This window comes from Streptomyces albofaciens JCM 4342 (assembly GCF_008634025.1).
GTDB classification, from domain to species: Bacteria; Actinomycetota; Actinomycetes; order Streptomycetales; family Streptomycetaceae; genus Streptomyces; species Streptomyces albofaciens.
On sequence record NZ_PDCM01000001.1, the window covers coordinates 4,567,147 to 4,589,538 of the forward strand.

Sequence of the window (22,392 nt, forward strand, 5' to 3'; positions counted from 1 at the left end):
CGGCGCCTCGCTCACTTCCGCGGCGCGCGCCGCACCATGGCACGGGCCCTGCGCCACGCCGGCATGGACGCGATCGGCTCGTTGGAGGGAGGACATCGGCGTCGGCGGGCGGAAGGGCGCGGCACTGGACGAGCAGCACAGTGCGCCCCCCGAAAGGCTCGTTCAGCGGCGCTCGCCGCCCTCCGGCTCGACGATGTCGGCGCAGGTGACAGCTGGGCTTCGGTCCTTGGCCAGAGAGATGGTCTGTGCCATCATCCGGTATCCCGACATTCCCTCGCGCAGCGTTTCGATGGACTCCTCCGGGTGTACGGAGTCGATCACCGCGTTCGGCCCCACCGCGTTGAACTGGTGCGACACCCCGCGCGGTATCTGCATGTCCACCCAGGAGTTCGGCGGCACGACCACGTTGTGCCGGTCCCGGTGGACCCCGGTGGACGTACCGGGCAGCGCGTCGGTGAACGTGCTCAGCGGGCCGGACCAGTCCGCCGCCGTGGGCCGCACGGTGATCGGGGACAGACTGGAGACCCGGATCGTGGTTTCCGGGCCCGTCATCATGCGTACGAACCGCAGCCCGGTGTGCAGATGCATGCGTGAGCAGATGTCGCGCTCGGCGGTGTCGTAGAAGTCCATCAGGTAGCGGTCGGCGAAGAAGCCCTCGAAGGGCGGTTCCAGCATGAAGACGTCGCCTTCTTCGAACTCCTGCGCTTGTTTGAGCGCACCGGCCGGGGGAGGGGCCGCCTCCTCCCCGCGGTGTGCCGCCCGGACCAGGCCGGCGAGGGCGTCGACGACACCGAGGGCGACCTGTGGGGGCAGTTGCACCACCGGAGTGAGCCGGTTTCGGTCGGGGTCCTGGTGCCACCGGACGTCCAGGATCTCGTCCTCGTCGTCGGGGGACCGCTTCATCCGGCCGGTCGTGTCGGTGCCTTGGGTCATCCAGTCGCTCCCGTGTGCTCGTTCGGTCCGGAATCCGGCTGCCGTGCCCACAGCACGCCACCCACGTCGTGTCGCCCGGCGCGCAGCACCGAGCAGCCCGTGGTGCGGAACCCGCTCCCGCGCAGCCGGGCCAGGTGCGTCCAGCGGTCCGCCCCGCCGTCCCCGGCGGAACCGTCCAGAAAGGTCAGCAGCGGTCCCATCGGCCACACCGGGCCGGCGGCCGCGGGCCCGTGCGGGAGTACGACAAGTGAGCCGTCGGCGAAGCGGGCTTCGGTGCCCAGCGGAAGCGGCGGCCCCTCGAAACCGTGGCGGGCCGCCACTTCCGCGGCGAGTTCCGTGTGGACCGCCAGGGGCCACTCGGTGAGCAGCTTCGTACGCCACCGGGCCTTGGCCTGGGTCAGTTCCGCGTCGTCCGGGCTGTGCCAGTGCTCGCGCAGGAAGCCGAAGGCGTCGAGGACGGCCTCGCCGTCCGCGGGCGGGAGGGGCCCGGCATGCGCCGCCAGTGCGCGCAGAGCGGGGTGTTCCGCTCCGGAGCGCAGCAGGTCCCGCGCGGTGGCCGCGGCGTAGCGCAGCAAGCGTTCGTACCGCGCGGGAGCCAGCCGGCGCGTGGCGAGCAGCCGGCTCATCGCCTTGCGCCGGGGCTTGCCGGTGGACGTCGCCAGGAACCCGCCGAACTGGATCACCGACGGCCGCAGCGGCGCCTGTTCGCAGAGGGCGCGTACGCGGGAGACGGGCTGGTCCGCGGCGACCAGCCCGATGTCCTGGCCCAGTGCGGGCTCGTCCACCGCGACCGCCGCGAACCGGCCGGTCAGCCCCGCCTCGCGCCAGCCGTGCTCAAGGTCGAGCGGGTGGTGCTTCTCCCCGCCGCGGTTGATCCGTTCGCCGGCGCGGCCACGGAGGACCAGCAGCCCGTCGCGCAGTTCGCCCAGGTCGCCGGTGCGCAGCCAGCCGTCGTCGGTGACGGTGGCGGCGGTGGTGCGGCCGTCCTGCCAGTAGCCCGTCATCAGGTCCGGTGTTCTGATCCACACCTCACCGGACCCCAGGCGCAGTTCGGTGTCCGGGAGCGGTGCCCCGACCGGGGGGAACCGGTCCAGGTAGTGGCGGCGGAATTCCGCGTGGTCGAGCCGGGGCATCGTGAAGCTGAAGTTGACGGCCTCGGTCAGGCCGTAGCCCTGTCGCAGGCGCGGGCCGTACCGGCGGTGGAAGCGGCGGGCGAGGTCGGTGGTCAGCGGGGCCGCCGCGGTGATCAGGTACTCCAGGCCGTCCGGCCAGTCGGGGCCCGCCTCCAGCAGGTCCGCGAGGAGCGCGGGCACGATGGACGCGGTCCTGGCCCCGGCGGCGCCGAGCGCGGCGAAGTAGCCGGCCGGGTCGAAGGCGGCGTGCAGGATCAGCGGGGTGCCGGTGAGGTGGGTGCCGAGCAGCGACATGACCAGCGCGTTGCAGTGGTACAGCGGCAGGCAGGTGCCGTGCGGGCGGTCCGGTGCCAGCCCGTGCAGCGCCGCGGTCTTGGCCGCGTTGCCCAGCACGGCGCGTCGGCTGAGCATGACGCCTTTCTGCGGGCCGGTGGAGCCCGAGGTGAACATGATGAAGGCGAGGTCGTCCGGGGCCGTGTGGACGTCGGGCAGGTCGGTCCGGCGCGTCCCGCCGACGTCCACCACGGCCGCCGCGGACACCCGCTCGGCGATGCCCGCCACCGCCAGGTCAGTGGTGCGCGGGGGCAGGGGGACCGCGACGAGACGCAGGTCGAAGCAGGTGAGCAGAGTGTCCGCCAGTGCCCGCCCGTTGGGCAGCCGGACCACCACCCGCGCGCCGGCCGGCAGTTCGGCGAGGACACCGGTACCGGTGCGGTTCAACGCCGCCTCCTCAGCAGGTCACCGAGCTGGACCCCGACTTCGTCCACATGCTGCGGCTGCATCACCCGGTGGTGGCGTGCGGTGGTGTGCCCGACGGTCAGCTCGCCGCCGACGTGGGGCCGCCACAGTGCGTGGTGCGCCACGGGAGGCGGGGTGTGTGCCACCGCTTCGACGTAGGTGGTGTCACCTGGGTACACCGGCGGCCGGTAGGCCCGTGCGAGCTCGTCGTTGTGGCGCGAGACCGCGATGACGCGGGCGATGTCGTCCTCGGTGAACCGGGCGAAGACGCTGCCTTCCCTGCGCAGCAGTGACGAGACGGCGGCGAAGTCGAGGCCCGCCGCGGCGCAGCGTTCGTCGTCCAGGCCGGCGGCCGTCAGCAGTACCCGGAAGACGCGCTGGTCGTCGATGGGCTCCCGCGGTCCGATCGCGGCACCGGCGACCGCGTCCACCAGGAACAGGGCCCCGGCGGGTTCGCCGAGTTCGTGCAGCCGGACCGCCATCGCGTGCGCCACCAGGCCGCCGAACGACCAGCCGACCAGGTGGTACGGGCCGCGGGGGCGCACCGAACGCAGCAGCCCCACGTACCGTTCGGCCATCGCCTCGACGGTGCCGGGCAGATCGCTCAGCCCGCCCGGGCCCTCGGACTGGATGCCGTACACCGGGTGTTCGCGGTCGATGTGCCGCAGCAGGCCCGCATACAGCCAGCTGATGCCGCTGAGCGGGTGCACGCAGAACACCGGAGCGGCCGGTCCGCCCGCGCGGAACGGCACGAGGTGCGCCGGTGCGTTGTCCGGTGGCGCTTCTTCCAGGAGCTGGCTCAAGGCGCTCGGAGTGGCTGCCTCGAAGACGTTGCGGACGGTCGGTTCCAGCCCGAGTACGGTCCGCACCCGGTCGGTCAGCCGAGCCGCCAGGAGCGAGTGCCCGCCCAGCTCGAAGAAGTTGTCGCCGGGGCCGACACGGGGCAGGCCCAGTACGTCGGCGAAGAGTCCGCACATCAGCTGCTCCCGCGGGGATTCCGGGGGCGGCGGGTCGCCCGCGCGGGCCCAGTCCGGTTCGGGCAGCCGGTCGCGCAGCAGTTTTCCGTTGGCGCTGAGCGGAAGCCGGTCCAGCGCGACCAGGCGGGCGGGCGTCATGTAGTCCGGGAGGTGCCGGGCCAGGTGTGCCCCCACGGACCGCAGGTCGGCTTCGGCAGGAGTGACGTACCCGACCAGGCGGCGGTCGTCGGCACTTCGGTCGTGCACGGCCACCGCGGCGGCCTCGACGTCTTCGTGGCGGGTCAGCACGGCCTCGATCTCGCCGAGCTCGATGCGATGGCCGCGGATCTTCACCTGATCGTCGGTCCGGCCGTGGAAGCGCAGCACTCCGTCGGCGGTCCACGACGCGAGATCTCCGGTGCGGTACATCCGGTGTCCGGCCGGGCCGAAGGGGTCCGGGACGAACCGGGTCGCGGTCAGCCCCGGCCGGTGCAGGTATCCCGTCGCCACTCCCGCGCCGGCCAGATACAGCTCGCCGGTCACACCCGGCGGGACCGGTCGCAGCCGGGTGTCGAGCACATGGCACCGGGTGTTCCACAGGGGGCGCCCGAGCGGCACCCACCCGGTCGCCGCCCGGCCGGCCGGGTGGGTGGTGGACCAGACGGTGGTCTCCGTCGGCCCGTAGCAGGCCAGCAGTGACGCGGTGAGCCCGGACAGCGCCCGGGCCAGTTCCGCGGGTACGGGTTCGCCGCCGATGACCGCACGGATGCGACGCAGCCGGTCCGGCCGCCGCGTCACGAGGGCCTGCCACAGCGACGGGGTCGCCTGCATGACGGTGACCCGGTGCCGGTCGAGGAGGGCGGACAGTTCGTCGGGGTCCCGCAGCGCGCCCTGGTCGGCGAGGACCATCGCGGCACCGGTGACCAGCGGGAGGTACAGCTCGGGCTTGGACATGTCGAAACCCGCGGGCGAGGCCGCCAGCACGCGGTCCGCGGCGCCGACCGCCAGCTGCCGGCGCAGGGCGAGCACCAGGTTCACCAGCGCACCGTGGGGCACGACGACCCCCTTCGGCCGCCCGGTGGAGCCCGAGGTGTAGATCACGTACGCCGTGTTCTCCGGCACGTGCGCCGGGTCCTCGGCGCCCGCGGTGACGGTGAGCCCGTCGTCATTGCGCACCACCAGCAGGGGGCGGGCGTCCGCCAGCAGCGCCGCGATCCGCCGCGGCGGCAGCGTGGGGTCGAGGGGCAGATAGGCGGCACCGGTCGACTGGACCGCGAGCAGCGCGGCGGGCAGGTCGGGATCGCGCCGCAGCACCAGCGCGACCAGCTGGCCCGGACCGGCCCCGTCGGCCCTGAGCTGTGCCGCGATGCGGGCCACACGCTCGGACAGCTCCCGGTAGGTGAGCACGGTGTCCCCGTGCCGTACGGCTGTCGCGTCAGGCGTACGGCGCGCCTGTGCCGCGAACAGTTCGACCACGGTGGTCGCCGGCACGTCATGGGCGGTGGCGTTCCAGCGGCCGGTCAGCTGCTCCCGTTCACCGGCTGTGAGGACCGGCAGGTCGGCGATCCGGCGGTGCGGCTCGGCCACCACCGCGCGCAGCAGCCCCTCCAGCCGAGCGAGCAGCCGCCGTGCGGAGGCCGGGGCGAACAGTTCGGTGTCGTACTCCAGCTGGCCTTCGACACCGGCTTCCGCGCCGTCGGCGTCATGGTGCTGGCGCAGGCTCCACAGCAGGTCCAGGCGGGAGGCGCCGCCGTGCGCCGCGACCGGCTCGACGCGCAGCCCCGGCATGTCGAACGCGGCGGGCGGCGTGTCCTGGAAGGCCAGCATCACCTGGAAGAGGGGGTGACCGGACAGCGAGCGTGGCGGGTTGAGCGCCTCCACCACCTGCTCGAAGGGCACTTCCTGATGCGCGAAGGCGTCGAGGTCGGTGCTCCGGACCCGCTCCAGCACCTCGGCGAACGTCGGCGTGCCGCTGAGGTCCGTACGCAGCACCACCGTATTGACGAAGCAGCCGACGGCCTCGTGCAGCGCGTCGTCGTGCCGCCCGGCCACCGGCGTGCCGATGGGGATGTCCTCGCCGCTGCCGAGTCGCGACAGCAGCACGGCGACCGCGGCGTGCAGCACCATGAACAGGCTGGTACCGGTCGATCGCGCGAGCTGGACGAGCCGTGCGTGGAGGCCGGAGTCCAGCGTGAAGTCGACGGTCTCCCCGCGGTGCGCGGACACCGGCGGTCTGGCGTGGTCGAGCGGCAGGGGCAGCACCTCCGGGGCGCCGTGCAGCGCTTCCTTCCAGTACGCGATGCCGTCGTGGAGGTCGAGGTCGCGCTGCCAGAGGGTGTAGTCCGCGTATTGCACGGGCGGTTCCGCCCACTGTGGGGCCTCGCCCGCGACGCGGGCCCGGTAGGCGGTGGACAGGTCGCGGGCGAGCGGGGCCAGCGACCAGCCGTCGGCAGCGATGTGGTGCAGCAGGATCAGCAGCACGTGCCGCTCGGGCGCGGTTTCCAGGAGGAGGCCCCGGACCGGGAGTTCGGTGGCCAGGTCGAAGGCGTGGGCGGCCGCGTCGGCGAGGAGGGCGGGAACTTCGGCCTCCGAGGTGGTGACCGTACGGAACGGCAGCTCGTTCCCCGCGCCGATGTGCTGGTACGGCTCGCCGTCGAGTTCGGTGACGGTGGTGCGCAGACTCTCGTGCCGGTCCAGGACGTCGCCGAGCGCCGCACGCAGGTGTTCCGTCACCAGGGGGCCGCTCAGCCGGACCGCGAAGGACATGTTGTACACCGCGTTGGGGCCGGCGAACCGGTTGAAGAACCACAGCCGGCGCTGCGCGGGCGAGAGCGGGATCCGCTCCGGGCGCGCGGCCGTGACGATCCCGGCGCGCGCCGGGCCGGTCGGCTCCGCCAGCCACCGCGCCAGGTCGGCGACGACCGGGGCGTCGAACAGGGTACGGATGCTCAGCTCGCGGCCGGTCTCCGCGCGGACCCTGTTGATCAGGCGGGTGGCCAGCAGCGAATGCCCGCCCAGGTCGAAGAAGCTGTCCTCCGCGCCGATTTCGGGGACGCCCAGTGTCTCCGCGAACAGCCTGCACAGCAGCCGCTCCCGCTCGGTCCGGGGCGGCCGGCCCGCCGGCAGCGCCGCCTCCGGTCTCGGCAGGGCTCCGCGGTCCAGCTTGCCGTTGCCGGTCAGGGGGATCTCGTCGACCGGCAGGATGAACGCGGGCACCATGTGCGCGGGCAGCACCGTACGGGCGTACGCGCGCAGTTCGGCGGGGGCCGGCGCGCCCTTCGTCACGGCGTAACAGAGCAGCCTGCCGCCGTCGGCGTCCGCGTCGGCGAGCACCACGGCGCGGTCCACGGCGGGGTGCTGTTCGAGGACGTGCTCGATCTCCGCGGGCTCGATCCGGTATCCGCGGATCTTCACCTGGTGGTCCGTCCGGCCCAGGTATTCCAGTGTGCCGTCGGACCGGCGCCGCGCGAGGTCACCGGAGCGGTACATCCGGCTGCCGGGCGCGCCGAAGGGATCGGCGACGAAACGGCTCGCGGTCAGGCCTGGCCGCCCCAGATAGCCCCGGGTCACCCCGGGACCGGCCACGTAGATCTCACCGGGGCAGTCCGGCGGTACCGGCCGCAGGGCGCGGTCCAGCAGGTGCAGACGCAGGTCGGGCAGGGCGGTCCCGATGACACCGGCGGTCTCGTCGGGGTCGGTCAGCTCGACGTGGGTCGCGTGCACGGTCGTCTCGGTGATCCCGTACATGTTGACCAGCTTCGGCCGGCCCGGCCCGTACCAGGACCGGATGCGGGCGAGGTCCAGCGCCTCACCGGCGAACACGACGGCCCGCAGCGCGGGCAGCTCCGGTCCGGCCTCCGCTTCGGCCCGCATGAGCTGGTAGAACGCCGAAGGCGTCTGGCTGAGTACGGTGACCTGTTCCCGGGCCAGCAGCTCCAGGAACGCCCGTGGCGACTTGGCGACCTCGTCCGGCACGACCACCAGGCGGCCCCCGCGGCCCAGTGCCGTCCACAGCTCCCAGACCGAGACGTCGAAGGCGTAGGAGTGGAACAGCGTGTGCACGTCCCCGGTACCGAAACCGAACCGGGTGTCGGTCACCGCGAGCAGCCGGGCGACATTGCGGTGCGACACCACGACACCCTTGGGCGCACCGGTGGAGCCCGAGGTGTAGATCACGTAGGCGATGCTGTCGGGGTGTACGGACAGGCCCAGGTCTTCCGCCGGGCAGCGGGCGGCCGGGTCGCTGCCGTCGAGCACGAGCTGCGGGTGGGGCCCCGCGATCGGCTCGCCGGTCACGACGAGCACGGGAGCGGCGGAGGCCAGCACCTGCCGGATCCGCTCCTGGGGGTGGGCCGGGTCCAGAGGCAGGTAGCCGGCTCCCGACTTCAGTACGGCCAGTACGGCGACCACCAGGTCGGCGGAACGTTCGAGCAGCAGGGCCACCAGGCGCTCCGGCCCGGCCCCGCGTGCGACGAGGAGCCGCGCGAGGCGGTTGGCCCGCGCGTTCAGCTCCCCGTACGACAGGGTGGTGTCCCCGCAGGTGAGAGCCGGGGCCGTGGGCCGGCGACGCACCTGTTCCTCGAACAGCGCGGGGAGGTCCGCCGGGCCGGGCTCCGGTCCGGCGGCGGCCGGTCCGTCCTGTTCGCCCGGCAGCAGCAGGTCGAGCTGTCCCAGCCGCGCCTTCGGACACGCGGTCATCCGGTGGAGCAGCGCACTGAGGCGGTCGAGCAGACGGCGGGCCCCCGCCTCGTCGAACACATCGGTGCTGTGGTCGAGGCGGAGCCGCAGGCGTCCGCCGCCGGGCATGGCGATGAGCGTCAGCGGGTAGTGCGTGCCGTCCCGCCCTTGGACGTCGAGGAGTTCCAGACCGGGCACACCGTCGCACAGCGCGCTCTCGTCGATCGGGTAGTTCTCGAAGACCACGACGGTGTCGAAGAGCTCGGCATGTCCGGCGATCGACTGCAACCTCGTCAGATCGGCGTGCTGGTGGTCCAGCATGGCCAGCTGCTGGGCACGCAGTGCGGCGAGGGACTCGGCGACCGACCGGCGCGGGTCCAGGCGCACCCGTACCGGAATCGTGTTGATCAGCAGACCGACGATGTGTTCCGACCCGGGCAACTCCGCCGGTCTGCCGGAGACCGTCGCGCCGAAGACCACGTCGTCCCGGCCGGTCAGGGCGGACAGCAGCACGGCCCAAGCCAGCTGTACGACGACGTTGGCGGTCAGCCCGTGCTGCCGCGCCACGGTGTCGAGCCGTGCGCTCGTGGTCCCGTCCAGCTCGGCCGTCAGCCGGTGGCGGGCCGCGGCCGAACCGCGCCGCCCTGCCCCGCCGACCAGCGTCGGACCGTCCACGGACGAGAGCAGCGCGCGCCAGGCGGCCTCGTCCGCGCGGGAGTCCCTCGTCGAGAGCCAGTCGAGGAAGTCGCGGTACGGCGTCGCGGGCGGGAGCGGATGGCCCGCGTAGAGCGAGAACAACTCCCTGACCAGGATCGGCATGGACCAGCCGTCCAGCAGGAGGTGGTGCGTGGTCAGAACGAAGGTGTGCCGGTCGTCGGCCCGGCGCAGCAGAGCCGCACGGACCAGCGGAGGGCTGGTGAGATCGAACCGCCGCATGCGGTCGGCCTCCAGGTGACGTTCGAGGTCCTGGTGCGCGGGCACCTCCTGCCACTCCACGGTGACGTCCGGAACGGCCATCAGCGCGGGGCGTCCCGACGGGCCGTGCCGGACGCCCGCGGCGAGCTGGGGGTGGCGCAGCAGCAGGCGGTGCAGCGCGTCGCGCAGCGCGGCGGGGTCCAGCGTTCCGCCGAGTTCGAAGACGAACTGGACGAGGTACGGGTCCGCGCCGTCATGGTCGTAGAGCGAGTGGAACAGCAGCCCCTGGGCCAGCGGCGGCAACGGCAGCTCACCCGTCGCCCGTGCGCGGGCCCGGTGCACCAGTGCCGCCAGCACGTCGAACCACCGCTGCCCGAGCTCGGCGACCCGCTCCTCGGTGAGCAGCCCGCCCGGCCAGGACCAGTTCGCCACCAGCCGGGGACCGTCCGGGTGCTCGGCGAGCACCGCGTCGAGCTCCACGACATGGCTCATCGCCAGTCCGCCGCCGGTGGGCGCGCCGAGGACCGTGGCCTCGGCCGCCACCGCCCAGTCGCCGTCACCGCCGACGTCGAACCGGCCCAGGTAGTTGAAGGCGAACTGCGGCGCCTGCCGGGCGGCCAGCACCGGTCCGCTCTGCGGGTTGAGATGGCGCAGCAGGCCGTACGCCAGTCCGGCGCGCGCGGCGTCCCGTACGCAGGACCGCACCATGGCCACCGCGCCGTCCAATGCCGCTGGGTCGGTGCGGACCTCGGCCCAGGAGCACCCGGGATCGAGCACCACGGGGTGCAGGGTGGTGAACCAGCCGACGGTGCGCGACAGATCGAGGTTGGCGGCGAACTCCTCGCGCCCGTGGCCTTCGAGGTCGACCAGCAGCGTGTCCGGCCCCTCCCGCCAGTCGGCAGCCGCCAGTGCGAACGCGGTCAGCAGCAGTTCGTGCACCGAGCAGCCGAAGGCCGCGGTGGCGTCGGACACCAGGCGCGCGCTGAGCGCACCGGACAGGGTGGCCGAGTGCCGGCGCCGGGTGGCCTCGGTGTCCACCGCGCCGTCCAGGGCGCGGCCGGCGACCGGCGGGTCCTCGGGTGTCTTCCGCCACCGCGAGAACTCCTCCAGAACGGACGGCTGGTGCGCGTACTGGACCAGGGCCTTCGCCCACTGGGGGAAGGAGGTCCCCGTCGGTTGCAGACGCGGTGTGCTCCCGCGCCGTACGGCCTCCCACGCGGCCCTGAGGTCTTCGCGGAGGATGCGCCAGGAGACACCGTCGACGGCGAGGTGGTGCACGGTGAGGGTCAGCTCGCCCCGTTCCGCCGGTCCGGCGTCCCGCCAGCGCGCCTGGACCACCTGCCCGTACTCGGGATGGGGCACGGCACCGGGCCGGTTCAGCTCGACGGTGGCACTGGGCAGCACTGTCAGGGCCCACAGCCCGTCCACCGTGGTCAGCGAGAGCCGCAGCATGCCGTGGTGGTCGACCAGGGCCTGCACCACCGCGCACACCTGCGCTTCGGTCATGCCCGCCGGAGTGCGTACGGTCAGGGACTGGACGAAGCCGTCGACGGGCCCGCCGCGTTCGCGCAGCCAGTGCATGACCGGCGTCAGCGGGACCGTGGGATCGTCCGCGTCGCCCAGCGCGACCCGGTGCCCCGGCTCAGGCCGGCCCGCTTCGACGGCACCGGCCAGGCCGGAGACGGTGGGCGTGCGGAACACGTCCGGGGTACTGACGGCCAGCCCGGCCCGCTGGGCCGCGCCGGCGAGCTGGATCGCCTTGATGCTGTCGCCGCCGAGCTGGAAGAAGTCCCGGTCGAGCGGGACGTCCGTCAGGCCGAGGACGTCACCGAACAGCTCGGCCAGCCGGCGTTCCACGGGAGTGCTCGGGGTCCCGGCGGAGGCCGCGCCCCCGGAGTCCGGAGCGGGCAGCGCGGCCCGGTCGAGCTTGCCGTTGCGGGTCAGCGGCAGCCGGTCCACCGCCACCACGGCCGACGGCACCATGTACGGGGGCAGCCGGTCCGCCAGGGCCTCGCGCAGCGCCGTCGTGTCATCCGCGGCGGCCACGTAGGAGACCAACTGCCGTACTCCGGGCCGGTCCTCGCGCAGGACGGTCGCGGCCTGTCGTACGCCGGGCTCGGCCAGCAGCGCGGCGTCGATCTCGCCCGGTTCGATCCGGTAGCCGCGGAGCTTGACCTGTCCGTCGGCCCGGCCGGCGAATTCCAGCTGCCCGTCGCGGTTCCAGCGCGCCAGGTCGCCCGTACGGTAGACGCGGGCCCCGGGCGGGCCGTACGGGTCGGCGAGGAAGCGCTCGGCGGTCGCGGCCGCCCGCCCGAGGTAGCCCCGCGCGACTCCCGTGCCCCCGACATACACCTCACCCACCACGCCGGGCGGTACCGGCCGCAGCGCGTCGTCGAGCACCAGCACCCGCTTGCCGTCCAGCGGCCTCCCGACGGGGACCGGCCCGGTCCCCTCCGCCGGCTCCCCGACGGCGAACCTGGTCGCGAACACCGTGGTCTCGGTGGGCCCGTACCCGTTGACGACGGTGAGCTGCGGCAGCGCGGACCGGACGGCACGCACCGCCGCGGGAGACACCACGTCACCGCCGGTCCAGACCTGGCGCAGCCCGGCCAGGCAGCCGGGGTCGTCCGCGGCGATCGCGTTGAACAGCCCGGCGGTCAGCCACAGTCCGGTGATCCCGCCGGTGGCCGTGATGCGCCTCAGCCCGGCCGGTTCCAGTGGTCCCGGCGCGGCGACGACCACCTCACCACCGGTCAGCAAGGGCACCCACAGCTCCAGGTTGAACGCGTCGAAGGCGTGTGGCGAGTGCAACAGCACCCGTTCCGCACCGCCTTCGGCCCACCACCGGTCGGCGGCGAGCCCGGCGAGGTCGCCCTGGGTGACGGCCACGCCCTTGGGCCGCCCCGTGGAGCCGGACGTAAACATCACGCACGCCAACGCCTGCGGCGTGACCGGCGGCTCCGGGACCGCCGTTCCCCTCGCCCGTACGTCCAGCTGCCGCACCCCGTGGTCACGGGCCCATGCGACGATCCGGTCTCCTTCGGTGCTCCGGTCGGTGAGCAGCACCCTTACGCCCGCGTCGGACAGCACCGCTTCCTGGCGCGGGACCGCGTCGTCCCGGTGCAGGGGCACGTAGGCCGCGCCCGCCTTCACCACCGCGAGCGCCGCGATGACCAGGTCCACCGACCGGCTGAGCAGCAGCGCGACGGTACGCTCCGGGCCCGCGCCGCCCACGGCCAGCTCGGCGGCCAGTGCCGAACTCCGCGCGTCCAGCTCCCGATAGGTCAGCCGTTCACCGGTCTCGACCGAGCGCACCGCGAACGCGTCGGGCGTGCGGTCGGCCTGTTCGGCGAACCGGCCGACGGCCGTGCCGGGGGACGCGACCGACGAGCGGGCCCCTGTGCCCAAGGCGGTGCTGTGCCGACGCTCCCGCACAGTGGTCGCGGCCACCCGCGTCAGCGGCGCGTCACGGTCGGATTCCGCCACCTGCCACAGCACGTGCAGGAAGCGGTCGGCGACATCCCGCAGCAACTCCTCGCCGTGGTTCGCGGGATTGGCGTCGAAGTCGAGGCGCAGCGTGCCCTCGCCACGGTCGTAGGCCACGATCGAGAGGTCCTCCGACGGTGGCGCCTGAAGGTTGTGGACGGTCGCGGCCACCGCGCCGAACCGTAACGGGCGGTCGAAACGCTGGATGTTGAGCACCGGGCCGAAGAACTTCCGGCCGTCGTCGGGACAGCGCAGCTCCCGCCGCAGATGTTCACCCCGGTAACGCTGGTGCCCGCGAACCAGCCGCAGCTCGTCGGCGACCTGGTCCAGCAGCGCGCCGACGGCGGCCGCCGGATCGACCCGCAGCCGCAGGGGAAGGACGTTGGCCGACATCGCGGGCGTGGTGCGGGTGAATTCGGGGGGACGCCCGGCCACCGGCAGGCTCAGTACGACATCACGGCAACCGGTCACCGCGTGCAGATAGACCGCGGTCGCCGCGGTGAGCAGGCGGGTCCAGCGGTGTCCGAGGCGTTGCGCACCGGCCCGCAACGTGGCGAACTCCTGCGCCGGCAGCGCCCTGGTCAAGCGCAGCGAACCGGCCGTGGCCGCGGCCGGACGGGTGCCGAGGCTCAGGAAGTCCGGCCGCCCGGCCAGCCGCTCCAGCCACCAGTCCCGGTCCGCGGCGCGGTCGGGGGCCTCCCGGTAAGCGGCCTCGGCACGCAACAAGGAGCGCAGTCCGGTCCAGCCGCTCCCGGGAACGGCGCGCCCCTCGTACAGACAGCTGTAGACCTCGGCGACGCGTTCGGCGAACAGGGCCATGCCCGCGCCGTCGAGAGCGATGTGGTGCACCCGGTGAAACACCAGCGAACGGTCGTCGGCGGTACGCAGCACGGCCCCCAGGAACAAGGGCCCGGCGTCGCTGCCCCCGGCTTCGTCCATCCGGGCCCGCATCCACTCAAGGGCGGCGGCGTCCGGGGCGGAGGTCCCCCGGAAGTCGACCACCCCGACGGAGTGTCCCCGGCCGCGGTGGAGCCGCTGTACCGGCGCGCCATCCGTCGACTCGGCGATGCGGACGTTGACCGCCTCGCAGTCGGCCGCCGCTCTGCCGACCGCGGCGGCCAGCAGACCGGTATCGACCACGCCGTCCAGAACGAGGTACTCGGCCCACTGATAGGCACCGGGACGGCCCAGGCCGGCCTGCTCCGCGAGCCAGACCCCGAGCTGGGCATCGGACAGTGGCAGTTCACGGCGATCATCGGGCATGAGCAGGAGCATTCCCATCGGTCTTGCCGGCAGGACGCCGGCCAACTGCCGTCGGATGTGGCCGGGTTGCTCGAAAGAAGGGGCCGCCTCATCGAAACACGGAAGGCAATGAAATGGTAAAGAGGCGGCAATATGTTCTATCTCACGTTTGGCCGGGGTCTCGTAAGTGCCCTGGTGAGCGAGGTGAAAGGGACGGCCGACGCAAAGAAGATGCGGCGCGTACGCCGGGCCGGACCATGCGGGGGCGGCGTCCTGGCCGGGTTGACCCCCCTCACTCGTGGGTGGGTGCCTGCTCCCCTCACCTCACCTGATGTGCGAGACCGTCTGCGACCCGCCCGTGTCGCCTCCTGCGGCGTGGGTGAGGCCGGGGCACGCTGGTTCGTGCGCGGCGATCAGTTATGGGTGTCTGCATCGAGGACCGGTTCCGCTCCGGCGCCAACGAGGGCCGGGTCACAACGAGGCGAGGCGGTGGCGGAGACCGGAGGTGAGCTGGGCGACCGCATGGGTATACAGACCGGTTCGCAGGTCCTCGGGGGAGTCGCGCCGGGTGCGGAAATGCAGGGAGGAGAAGAACCGCTCGTAGACCTCCCACGCGTCGCGGCGTGTGGTGAGGCTGTCCAGCGTCTCGTCGCGGGTGGCGGGAACATGCCGCAGGTAGTTCTCCAGCAACCGGCGGATCCTCGTACGGTCCAGCGGCAGGTACCACGGCGGAGCCGGCACATAGCCACCGATGTACGCCAGGTCCTGTGCCGGGTCGCCGATCTGGGCCCACTCCCAGTCCACGTAGCGCGGAGTGCCGGCGCCGTCGACCAGGATGTTGGGAACTACGAGGTCCCCGTGAATGAGGGCGAAGCGTTCCAGGCGCCGGAAGGCGGGTTCCGCGGACGCCACGAAGGCTTCCACGCGGGAAAGCAGCCGGCTGACCTCCGGATCGTTGACCACGTGCGGGAATGTCTCGCTCCACCAGGTGAGGCTGCTGGTGAACAATCCGGTCAGTGACAGGTGTGTGGCCTGTTCGTCCGTCGGTGCGTCGATGTCGCCGCACCGGTCGAAGGTCCGGGCGTGGAGCCTGCTCAGCTGGCGGGCGTGTGCGGCCAGAAGGGTGTCGTTCCACTGGGTGGGCTGCACCACCCGGCCGGCAACGTACCCGCACACCATGTAGGGAGCCCCCAGAGGATTGTCGCGTTGCTGTTCCAGGAGCACGGCTGAGGGGCCGATGCCGTCGGGCAGGAGAGGGAGGGCGGCGAACTCCTGGCTGATAGGCCGGGGAAGGTCCTCCGGGGCCCGGCGGGTGACCCGGATGACCAGAGGCGGACTTCCATCGGTGTCGAGGCGCCAGGCGGTATAGCTCTCGCCCCGCCCCAACAGCCGGACCCTCGCATGCCGTGATGGCGGTGCAGATGTTGATGCCCGCTCGGGCAGGCCCAAGCGCCCGGGCTCGTTGTGCGCCAGGTGACTGATGTGAGCGGCCATGTCGCGCGCGGAGAGCTCGTACCTCACTGCGTCGGCTTCATCATCGGCCTCGCTTCTCTCCTGGCCCGTCCGAAACGGTCCGGCTTCACGTACCGGCTCCGTGAACGGGAGATACCCACCTCGTCACACAGGACAACCGCCCGAGCACTCATCCGCAGTGTCGGCTGCCGCTGACTGCGGGCCTTCGACCAGCCGCCGGTGCACTGGGCAAGGGTGGCGCCAGCATGCAGCGGCAGGCTCACCTGCTGGTGCGGGACGCCGCCGACGCCCAGCGGGAAGCCGACCGGCCCGGCAGCGCCTCGCCCGTGGCGACGGAGCACCGGAGGCCGTGGGCCACGACACCTCCCCAGCGTTGCGGAGCAGCGGATCGTGTCGCCCCCTGGGGCCTCGGTTAGGAGCCGGTCTCCTCGTCGGCCGGTCCGGTCTCGGCGCGCAGTCCGTCTTCTGTACGGCGCGTCTGCTCGGCGCGGCGCCGGTAGCGATCCGCCAGCTGCGCCCGGTCGTGCCGGTCATGGTCGCGGGCCAGAGCTTCTTGGACGTCGGCCAGCGCGCCGAGCGCAGCGGCCGCCCGCTCACGCGACGAACGCTCCCGCCGCTCCAGGTCCTGCCGGGGCGTGCGTCCCTCGGCGGCCTGCTGGGCGGCGGACGAGGCCGCCTCGCGCGCGACGGCGTCCTGTTCCCGTGCGTCGCGTGCATCACTGCGGCGCAGAGCAGCTTCGCTGCGTGCCAGGCCCTCGTAGGCGGAGTCCAACTGGTCGCGGGTGCGGCCGATCTGCTCGTACGCACGCTCGCGCACACCGGCAGCGATCCGTCCCGCCGCGCGGTCGCGTTCATCGACCTCGCGCTCCCAGTCGGCCAGACGGCCCTCGCGCGCCTTGGCGGATTCCTCCCGCGCGTCCGCGGACGCTTCCCGCGCATCGGCCGTGCGCTCGCGTCGGTCAGCGGCCGCGTCCCGCGCATCCGCCAGCCGCTCCCGCTCATCGACAGCGCGCTCCCGCTCGTCCTGGCGCTCCACGGCACCTGCGGAGGCCGAGCCGTCATCCTGTGAAGAAGTGCCCATGTCGGCAGTATCCGTTACGGCCCCGGGCCGGCGCATCGAGCACGTGACAGCGGAATGCCGGGCCCAGCGCCAGGAGCCGTAAGGCACAGTGGATAGCCCGGCACCCCTGCGACGAGGGAAAACTCGGTTCCGTCGGGGCCGTGACACGCTCGCGCATGGCGGTTCGGGGGGCAGCCCCGCCTGCTGTTGCGAGGCGCTGTGGCTCACTCATCGGGACCGTTGCCCCGCACCCGGGAAGCCCCGCCCCGGCTGGAACGGGGCGCCGTCGTCTCCGCCGCACCCGCTGCCGCCCGCCCGCGCCCTCCCGTCAGTTCTCCGCCGAGCCCCCGACCTCGACGAGCTCCCCGCCCCCGGCCAGGCGCGCGCTGACCCGGGCCCGCTCATCCGCAGGCGCCCGTACCGCGAGAAACCGCCCCTCCTCCGAGGCCCGCACCGCCCCCGCCACCTCGACCCCTACAACCCCTTGGCTCCCGGCCGCCAGCAGATACCCCTGCCCGGACGGCGCCCGCCACCGCCCGCTCGCGACGACCCGCGGGCCGTAGCGGCTGCACGCAGCGGTCGCGCGTTCCCGGGCCACCACCCGCCCCGCCACACCCGGCGCCGTGAAGCGTACGGTCACCTCGCCCGGTCCACGCCAGGTGTCGGCCCGGACGCACGACCATACGGCGCGTCCGCCGCCCTCGGGCAGGGGCTGCTCGGCGAAGTCCCACACGTTGACCGTTCGTACGCCGTCGGGCAGGTCCGGGAGGCGGCAGGCTGTGCGGGACCAGCTTTCCAGCGCTGCCGTGCCGGCCACCTCGCGCGGTTGCCACGTCGGGGCTTCGCCGCCGGGCAGGGGAGTGTGGGTGAGGTGGACGGGCGCCAGGCCGCCGAGGTCGGTGGTGAGGAAGGCGTGATCACCCGTGATGCGGGCGGCTGGGCGGAGTTCGAGGGTCGGCCAGGAGGCACAGGAGCCGGTGGCCGCAGGCCTGCGCACCGGCTCGGTGACGCCGTCCGCCGATACCCGCAACCGCCGCGCCGGGCCACCGGGACGCAGCAGGTCGCGCGTCCGCGCTCCAGTGAACCAGGGGGCGGTCAGGTAGCGGGCCGTGCCGTGCGTGCGGCTGACGACGAGGGCGGCGGCCGTCGTCATGTCGCTGTTGTCCGTGCGGGCGAAGGTGAGGGTGGCGTGACTGGGGGAGAAGGAGGCGGTGGAGAGGGGTTCGGTGTAGCGGACGGCGCGCCGGCCGTCGTGGAAGAGCACCACGGCGCTGCCGTCGGCCTCGCCCGCGTACAGGAGTTGTGTGCCGGGCAGGGGAGGGGCCGTGAGGGTGCCGGGGGTACGGGTGATGCGCGTACCTGATGCGGGGTGGGTCCAGGTCGCGAGGGCGCGGGCGAGCAGGTCACGGTCGTCGGTCCGCCCGCCGCGGGGCGGCCAGGCGGTGAAGTCCAGCCGGGCGGTGTCGGCCCATGCGTCGCGGGACGCCCGTACCAGGTCGTCGTGGCCGACCGGAGCGGCGCCCACGACGGGGCGCGAGGGCCGCTGTCCCGTCGAGGCGCCGGTGGCGGCCAGCATCACCGCGCCGACCGCCACCACCGCCGCCACCGCCCAGGCCAGGCGGAGCCGGTGCCTGCGGCGCAGCAGGTCCGTGGGCCGGGTCTGCACCGCGCACGCGTCGAACTCGGCGGAGCGCAGCAGGGTCTGGGCCGCCGCGACGGCCGGGGCGTCGAGCTGCCGCGCGGCCCGCAGGGCGCGGTCGGGGCGGCGGGCCCCGGCCGCGCAGAGCAGCGCCCGGACCTGCGCCTCGGGCAGCCCGTCCGCACGGCACAGCACGAACGCCGCGCGCGCGTCGGCGGAGAGCCCGGACAGCGCCTGCCCCAACGCGATCTCCTCCCGGCCGCCCGCCCGCGGGAACAGCCGCAGCCCCCACACCACCGGCAGCGTGGGCCGCAGCGCACGCGGCGGCGGCAGGCTCGCCGGCCACCCGCGCGGACGCCGCTCGTACACCAGCGCCGCGCGCAGCACCCGCTCCCGTACCCATGCCGACCCGTGCCGTTCCGGCCCCAGGCGCTGCGCCGGCACCCGGAGGGCCGCCGTGCGGAGCCGGAACCCGGGCAGCGCGCGCTGCACCAGGCCGTGGGCGGCGAGGATCTTGTGGTGTCTGCCGAGCGTCGGCGGAAGCGTCAGATAGGCGAGACGGACCAGGCCGGTGTAGTGCTCGACGAGTGCGGCCTCGGCTTCGTCGAGCGTGATCCGTTCACGGCAGGCCGGGGTGCGGTGTCGGGACATGACCATGGACTGGGGCGCCTCCCAAGGCCGGCAGGGGTACGAGCCTCACTTCCCTCCATCAAACGAGTGAACGGTGCCGGAGTCACCGTGACGTTTCGAGGCGTGCCGTCCCCGGGTGCTCACAGTCCGAGGTCGGCGAGGCGGCGGCTGACGCGTACGTCGGTCGACACGACGGGGGCGCCGGTGCGGACCCACGGGTCCCCGCCGAAGACCCGGGTGAAGACGCGCTCGGCGGTGCGGGTCGCCAGGGCCTGGGTGGTCAGGGTCGGGTTGGGGCCGCCGAGGGAGTTCGCGAGGGCGGAGTTGTCGGCGACGTACAGCCGGTCGACGGCGCGGCTGCGGCAGTCGGCGTCCAGCACCGAGGTACCCGGGTCCAGGCCCGTACGCAGGGACGACTGCACGTGCAGCGGTACGGGGAACATGTCGACGCGCAGCACCGCACGGGCGCCCGCGCCCCGCAGCAGCGCGGTCGCCTTGCGGGCCAGGAACTCGCGGTTGGCGAGCGTACGGGCGCTGCGGCGGCGCTGGTGCACCTCCACCTTCGGCACGGGACCGTGGGCGTCGGCCGGGAAGGCGGAGGGCAGGACGCGGTTGCCGGGCTGCACGTCGTCGTCGGTCAGCACCAGGATGTTCAGCAGCCGGTCGTGGCCGCCGTCCTGCATCAGCTCGGCGAGCCGGGGCCCGAAGACGCGTCCGGTCGGCCCGTCCCAAGGGCCGTACAGGCCACGGCCGTTGGTGTACGCGCCGCGGATTCCGCTGTCGGACGTGGTGAGGATCAGCGCCTGGAGGGCGGGCGGGAAGCCGGTCTGCTCCAGGGCGCCGCGGCCGGGGAAGTCGCACCGGGCAGCGGATCCGGCGCCGCGGCTGTTGCCGACGTCGTGGTCGAAGACACCGACGACGAAGTCCAGGTGGTGGTCGGTCAGCCCGCGCCCGACCCAGCCGTTCGGGTCGGGCAGGCCGCTGTTGTGCCACAGCCGCGGATTCTCCGTACAGCCGCCGGCGAGCACCACCACCCGCGCGTCCTCCCGGTGCGACTCGCCGGTCGCGCCGGTGCGCCAGGTGACGCCGGTCGCCGCGCCGGCCTCGGTGTGGACGCGGGTCACGAACGCGTCGGTGATCAGCTCGGCGGCCCGGCCGCCGGGGGACCAGGCATCGGCGGTCAGCGCCATCGGGACGTAGCTGTTGTCCGTCGAGCGCTTGGCGAATTGGTTGCGCGGCGCCCGTACCGGCTGCATGCAGCCCTGCGAGCAGTGGCCGCAGAACGTACAGCCGGTGGAGCGCGGGAAGACCAGCAGGCGGGGATCGGACGTGCGCCCGGCGTGGCCGCCGGGCTGCAGAATGGCGTTCTGCTGCGGACGGTAGGAATCGCCGGTGGTGGTCAGGGCCGTCTGCACGGGAATGCCGAGCGTTTCGCACCCCTGGAAATAGACTTCCTCCTTGGTGCCCATCGCCGCTGTCCGGACGGGCAGGGTGGCTTCCACCCACTCGTAGTACGGCACCAGTTCGGCGTAGGGGAACGGGAAGCGGTGACGGATGTCGTACGCGCCGGCGTCCGGGCCGGAACAGCCGGAGAACACGCCGGGATAGGCGCGCGGGGAATTGGCGAAGTAATGCTGTGTCGTGCCGCCGACCCCGGACAGCTGCATGACAAAGGAACTCTGCGGAGTTTCCCGGAACCACGCGCTCTTCGCCCGGTCCGCCGGGCCGAAGCGGAAGAATCCGGTGAGGGGATGGTTGGCGTCGTTCTCGTAGTGCGTCCATTCCTCGCGGGGGTGGGCGTGCCGGGGGCCGGCCTCCAGCAGCAGGACGTCCAGCCCGCGCTCCGCCAGTTCCTTGGCGACCACCGGTCCGCCGCCGCCCGCGCCGACGACGATGACATCACGCATGCCCGACGGCCTCCTTGCGGCCCCGGTAGTAGCCCTTGAGATCGTCGAGCCCGTCGGCCCGGCCGTCGTAGCCGGTGAGCCGCCAGCCCACGGGCAGCGCGGTGATGTCGCGCCGCCCGGCGTCCCACACGGCGTGTTCGGTGAAGCAGCCGAAGGAGACGAGGGACAGCAGGCCGCTGCCCAGGTACTTCAGCAGGCCGGACACGGAGCCGCGCAGCGGTTGCGGGAGGTGGGTGTCCAGCAGGGCGACGAGGTCGGAGTCGGTGTGCTCCAGCAGCTCGAACACCCGGGTCTTGTCCCGGTAGGACAGCCGGGAGAACGGTGACAGGAAGGGGCCGTCGGCCGCCGCCGGGTGCACCCGCGTGGCGAGGACGCCGAGCAGCACGGCCGCGACGAAGGACAGGGGGATCTTCTCGTCCCCGCGCAGCAGCAGGCGCAGTGCGGCGTCCAGCCGCCCCAGCTCCGGCGGAAGGTGCCGGGGCAGTCCGATCCCCGCCTCCGCCGTGGCCGTCACCAGCGCCATGGTCAGCGGCCGGGCCACCTCCTGCGGGAACGGTACGAACCGGTCCAGCGAGGCCACGACCAGGTCACCGGCCTCGGCGGCGACCCCGCCCGCCCGGCCGCGCGGCGTGCCCTGCGCCCGTGAGTGGGCGTCGTCGCCGGGCAGCGCGAAGGCGGCGAGACCTCGGAAGGCGTCCAGGGCCAGCCGCGTGAGCACCGGCCGCACCAGGGCGATCAGCTCCTCCACGCCCGGCACCGGCGCGGCGGCGACCCGGCCGCGGGCACCGGCGAGTCCCGCTCCGGCGGCGCCGAGGACGCCTGTACGGGCCAGGAAGACGCGCCGTGGCAACGGCGGGGAGGACGGTGGCAGGGGCTCGGTCATGGGGCGGCTCCGTCCGGTCCGGTGGCCCGTGTCCGGGCCGTCGGCACTGAACAACGCGGTGAGCGCGCGTCAGGTACCGGGCCTCTCCCGGGACGCCGGGTTCCGTGGCGGAGCGACGGGGGCGGCATCTCCGGGAGGGCCCTGGGCCGTGCGGCGGGGCGGTGTCACTTCCAGTCGGTGCACACGGTTCCGGCGCCGGGGACGGTCATGCACGCGGCGGCCTTGAGGTCCATGTCGTTGACCATCCGGGAGTGCGCGTCACTGCCCCGGTCGATCCGGGTCTCGTAGGTGTTCTGCGGGTTCGCGGTGTTGGCGACCGTGCCGACCGTCCCGACCGGGCCGTGGACCCTGACCCAGGCGGCCCGGCACGCCGCCTTGTAGCGGAGCTCGACCGTGGCACCGGCCAGCGTCCTCGAATCGAGCGTGTCCGCGTTGTCGGCGCACCCGCCTTCCTCGGGCGTGAGCCCGTTGCAGGCCGGGCCCTTGCAGGCGAGCAGCGGAGCTTTGGCGGAGGTGTGGGCAACGGTGGTGTGCCCGGCGGGAATCAGTGCGGAGGCCGCGAGGGCCAGAGTGGCGACAGCGGTGGAGAGCGTGTGCATGGTGATGACCCCCTGATGCGGCAGAAGCCCCTTCGCGGGGCCGCCTGTCGACGGGGAGCCTACGCCGAACGGTACGGAAAAAGGTCTGAGCGGTAATAAGTCGGGCAATACGACTTATGGC

At 73.4% G+C, this 22,392-nt stretch carries 9 protein-coding genes; all 9 read right to left on the reverse strand.

The window, feature by feature from the left end; translation table 11 throughout:
• Positions 1-162: 162 nt before the first annotated feature.
• Positions 163-933, reverse strand: a complete 771-nt coding sequence (locus CP973_RS20165) for a hypothetical protein (RefSeq protein WP_244409619.1) — start codon at positions 931-933, stop codon at positions 163-165.
• Positions 930-2,786, reverse strand: a complete 1,857-nt coding sequence (locus CP973_RS20170; RefSeq protein WP_150242671.1) for a class I adenylate-forming enzyme family protein — start codon at positions 2,784-2,786, stop codon at positions 930-932. Before CP973_RS20170 ends, CP973_RS20165 begins: the two co-directional genes overlap by 4 nt.
• On the reverse strand, positions 2,783-14,101 hold the full coding sequence (locus CP973_RS20175) for an amino acid adenylation domain-containing protein (RefSeq protein WP_167538389.1): 11,319 nt from the start codon (positions 14,099-14,101) through the stop codon (positions 2,783-2,785). Before CP973_RS20175 ends, CP973_RS20170 begins: the two co-directional genes overlap by 4 nt.
• A gap of 450 nt (positions 14,102-14,551) precedes the next feature.
• On the reverse strand, positions 14,552-15,466 hold the full coding sequence (locus tag CP973_RS20180) for a phosphotransferase family protein (protein WP_167538390.1): 915 nt from the start codon (positions 15,464-15,466) through the stop codon (positions 14,552-14,554).
• 499 nt (positions 15,467-15,965) lie between these two features.
• Entirely contained in the window at positions 15,966-16,634 is a 669-nt protein-coding gene (locus CP973_RS20185; RefSeq protein ID WP_150242676.1) for a hypothetical protein, read from the reverse strand.
• Between the two features lie 307 nt (positions 16,635-16,941).
• Entirely contained in the window at positions 16,942-18,909 is a 1,968-nt protein-coding gene (locus CP973_RS20190) for a hypothetical protein (RefSeq protein ID WP_150242678.1), read from the reverse strand.
• A 113-nt stretch (positions 18,910-19,022) separates the two neighbouring features.
• Entirely contained in the window at positions 19,023-20,789 is a 1,767-nt protein-coding gene (locus CP973_RS20195) for a GMC family oxidoreductase N-terminal domain-containing protein (RefSeq protein ID WP_150242680.1), read from the reverse strand.
• On the reverse strand, positions 20,782-21,672 hold the full coding sequence (locus CP973_RS20200) for a hypothetical protein (RefSeq protein ID WP_150242682.1): 891 nt from the start codon (positions 21,670-21,672) through the stop codon (positions 20,782-20,784). The genes CP973_RS20195 and CP973_RS20200 overlap by 8 nt, the downstream gene beginning before the upstream one ends.
• A gap of 164 nt (positions 21,673-21,836) precedes the next feature.
• The gene (locus tag CP973_RS20205; protein ID WP_150242684.1) at positions 21,837-22,271 is read right to left on the reverse strand and encodes a DUF2690 domain-containing protein; all 435 of its coding nucleotides are present in this window, start codon (positions 22,269-22,271) and stop codon (positions 21,837-21,839) included.
• Positions 22,272-22,392: the final 121 nt, after the last annotated feature.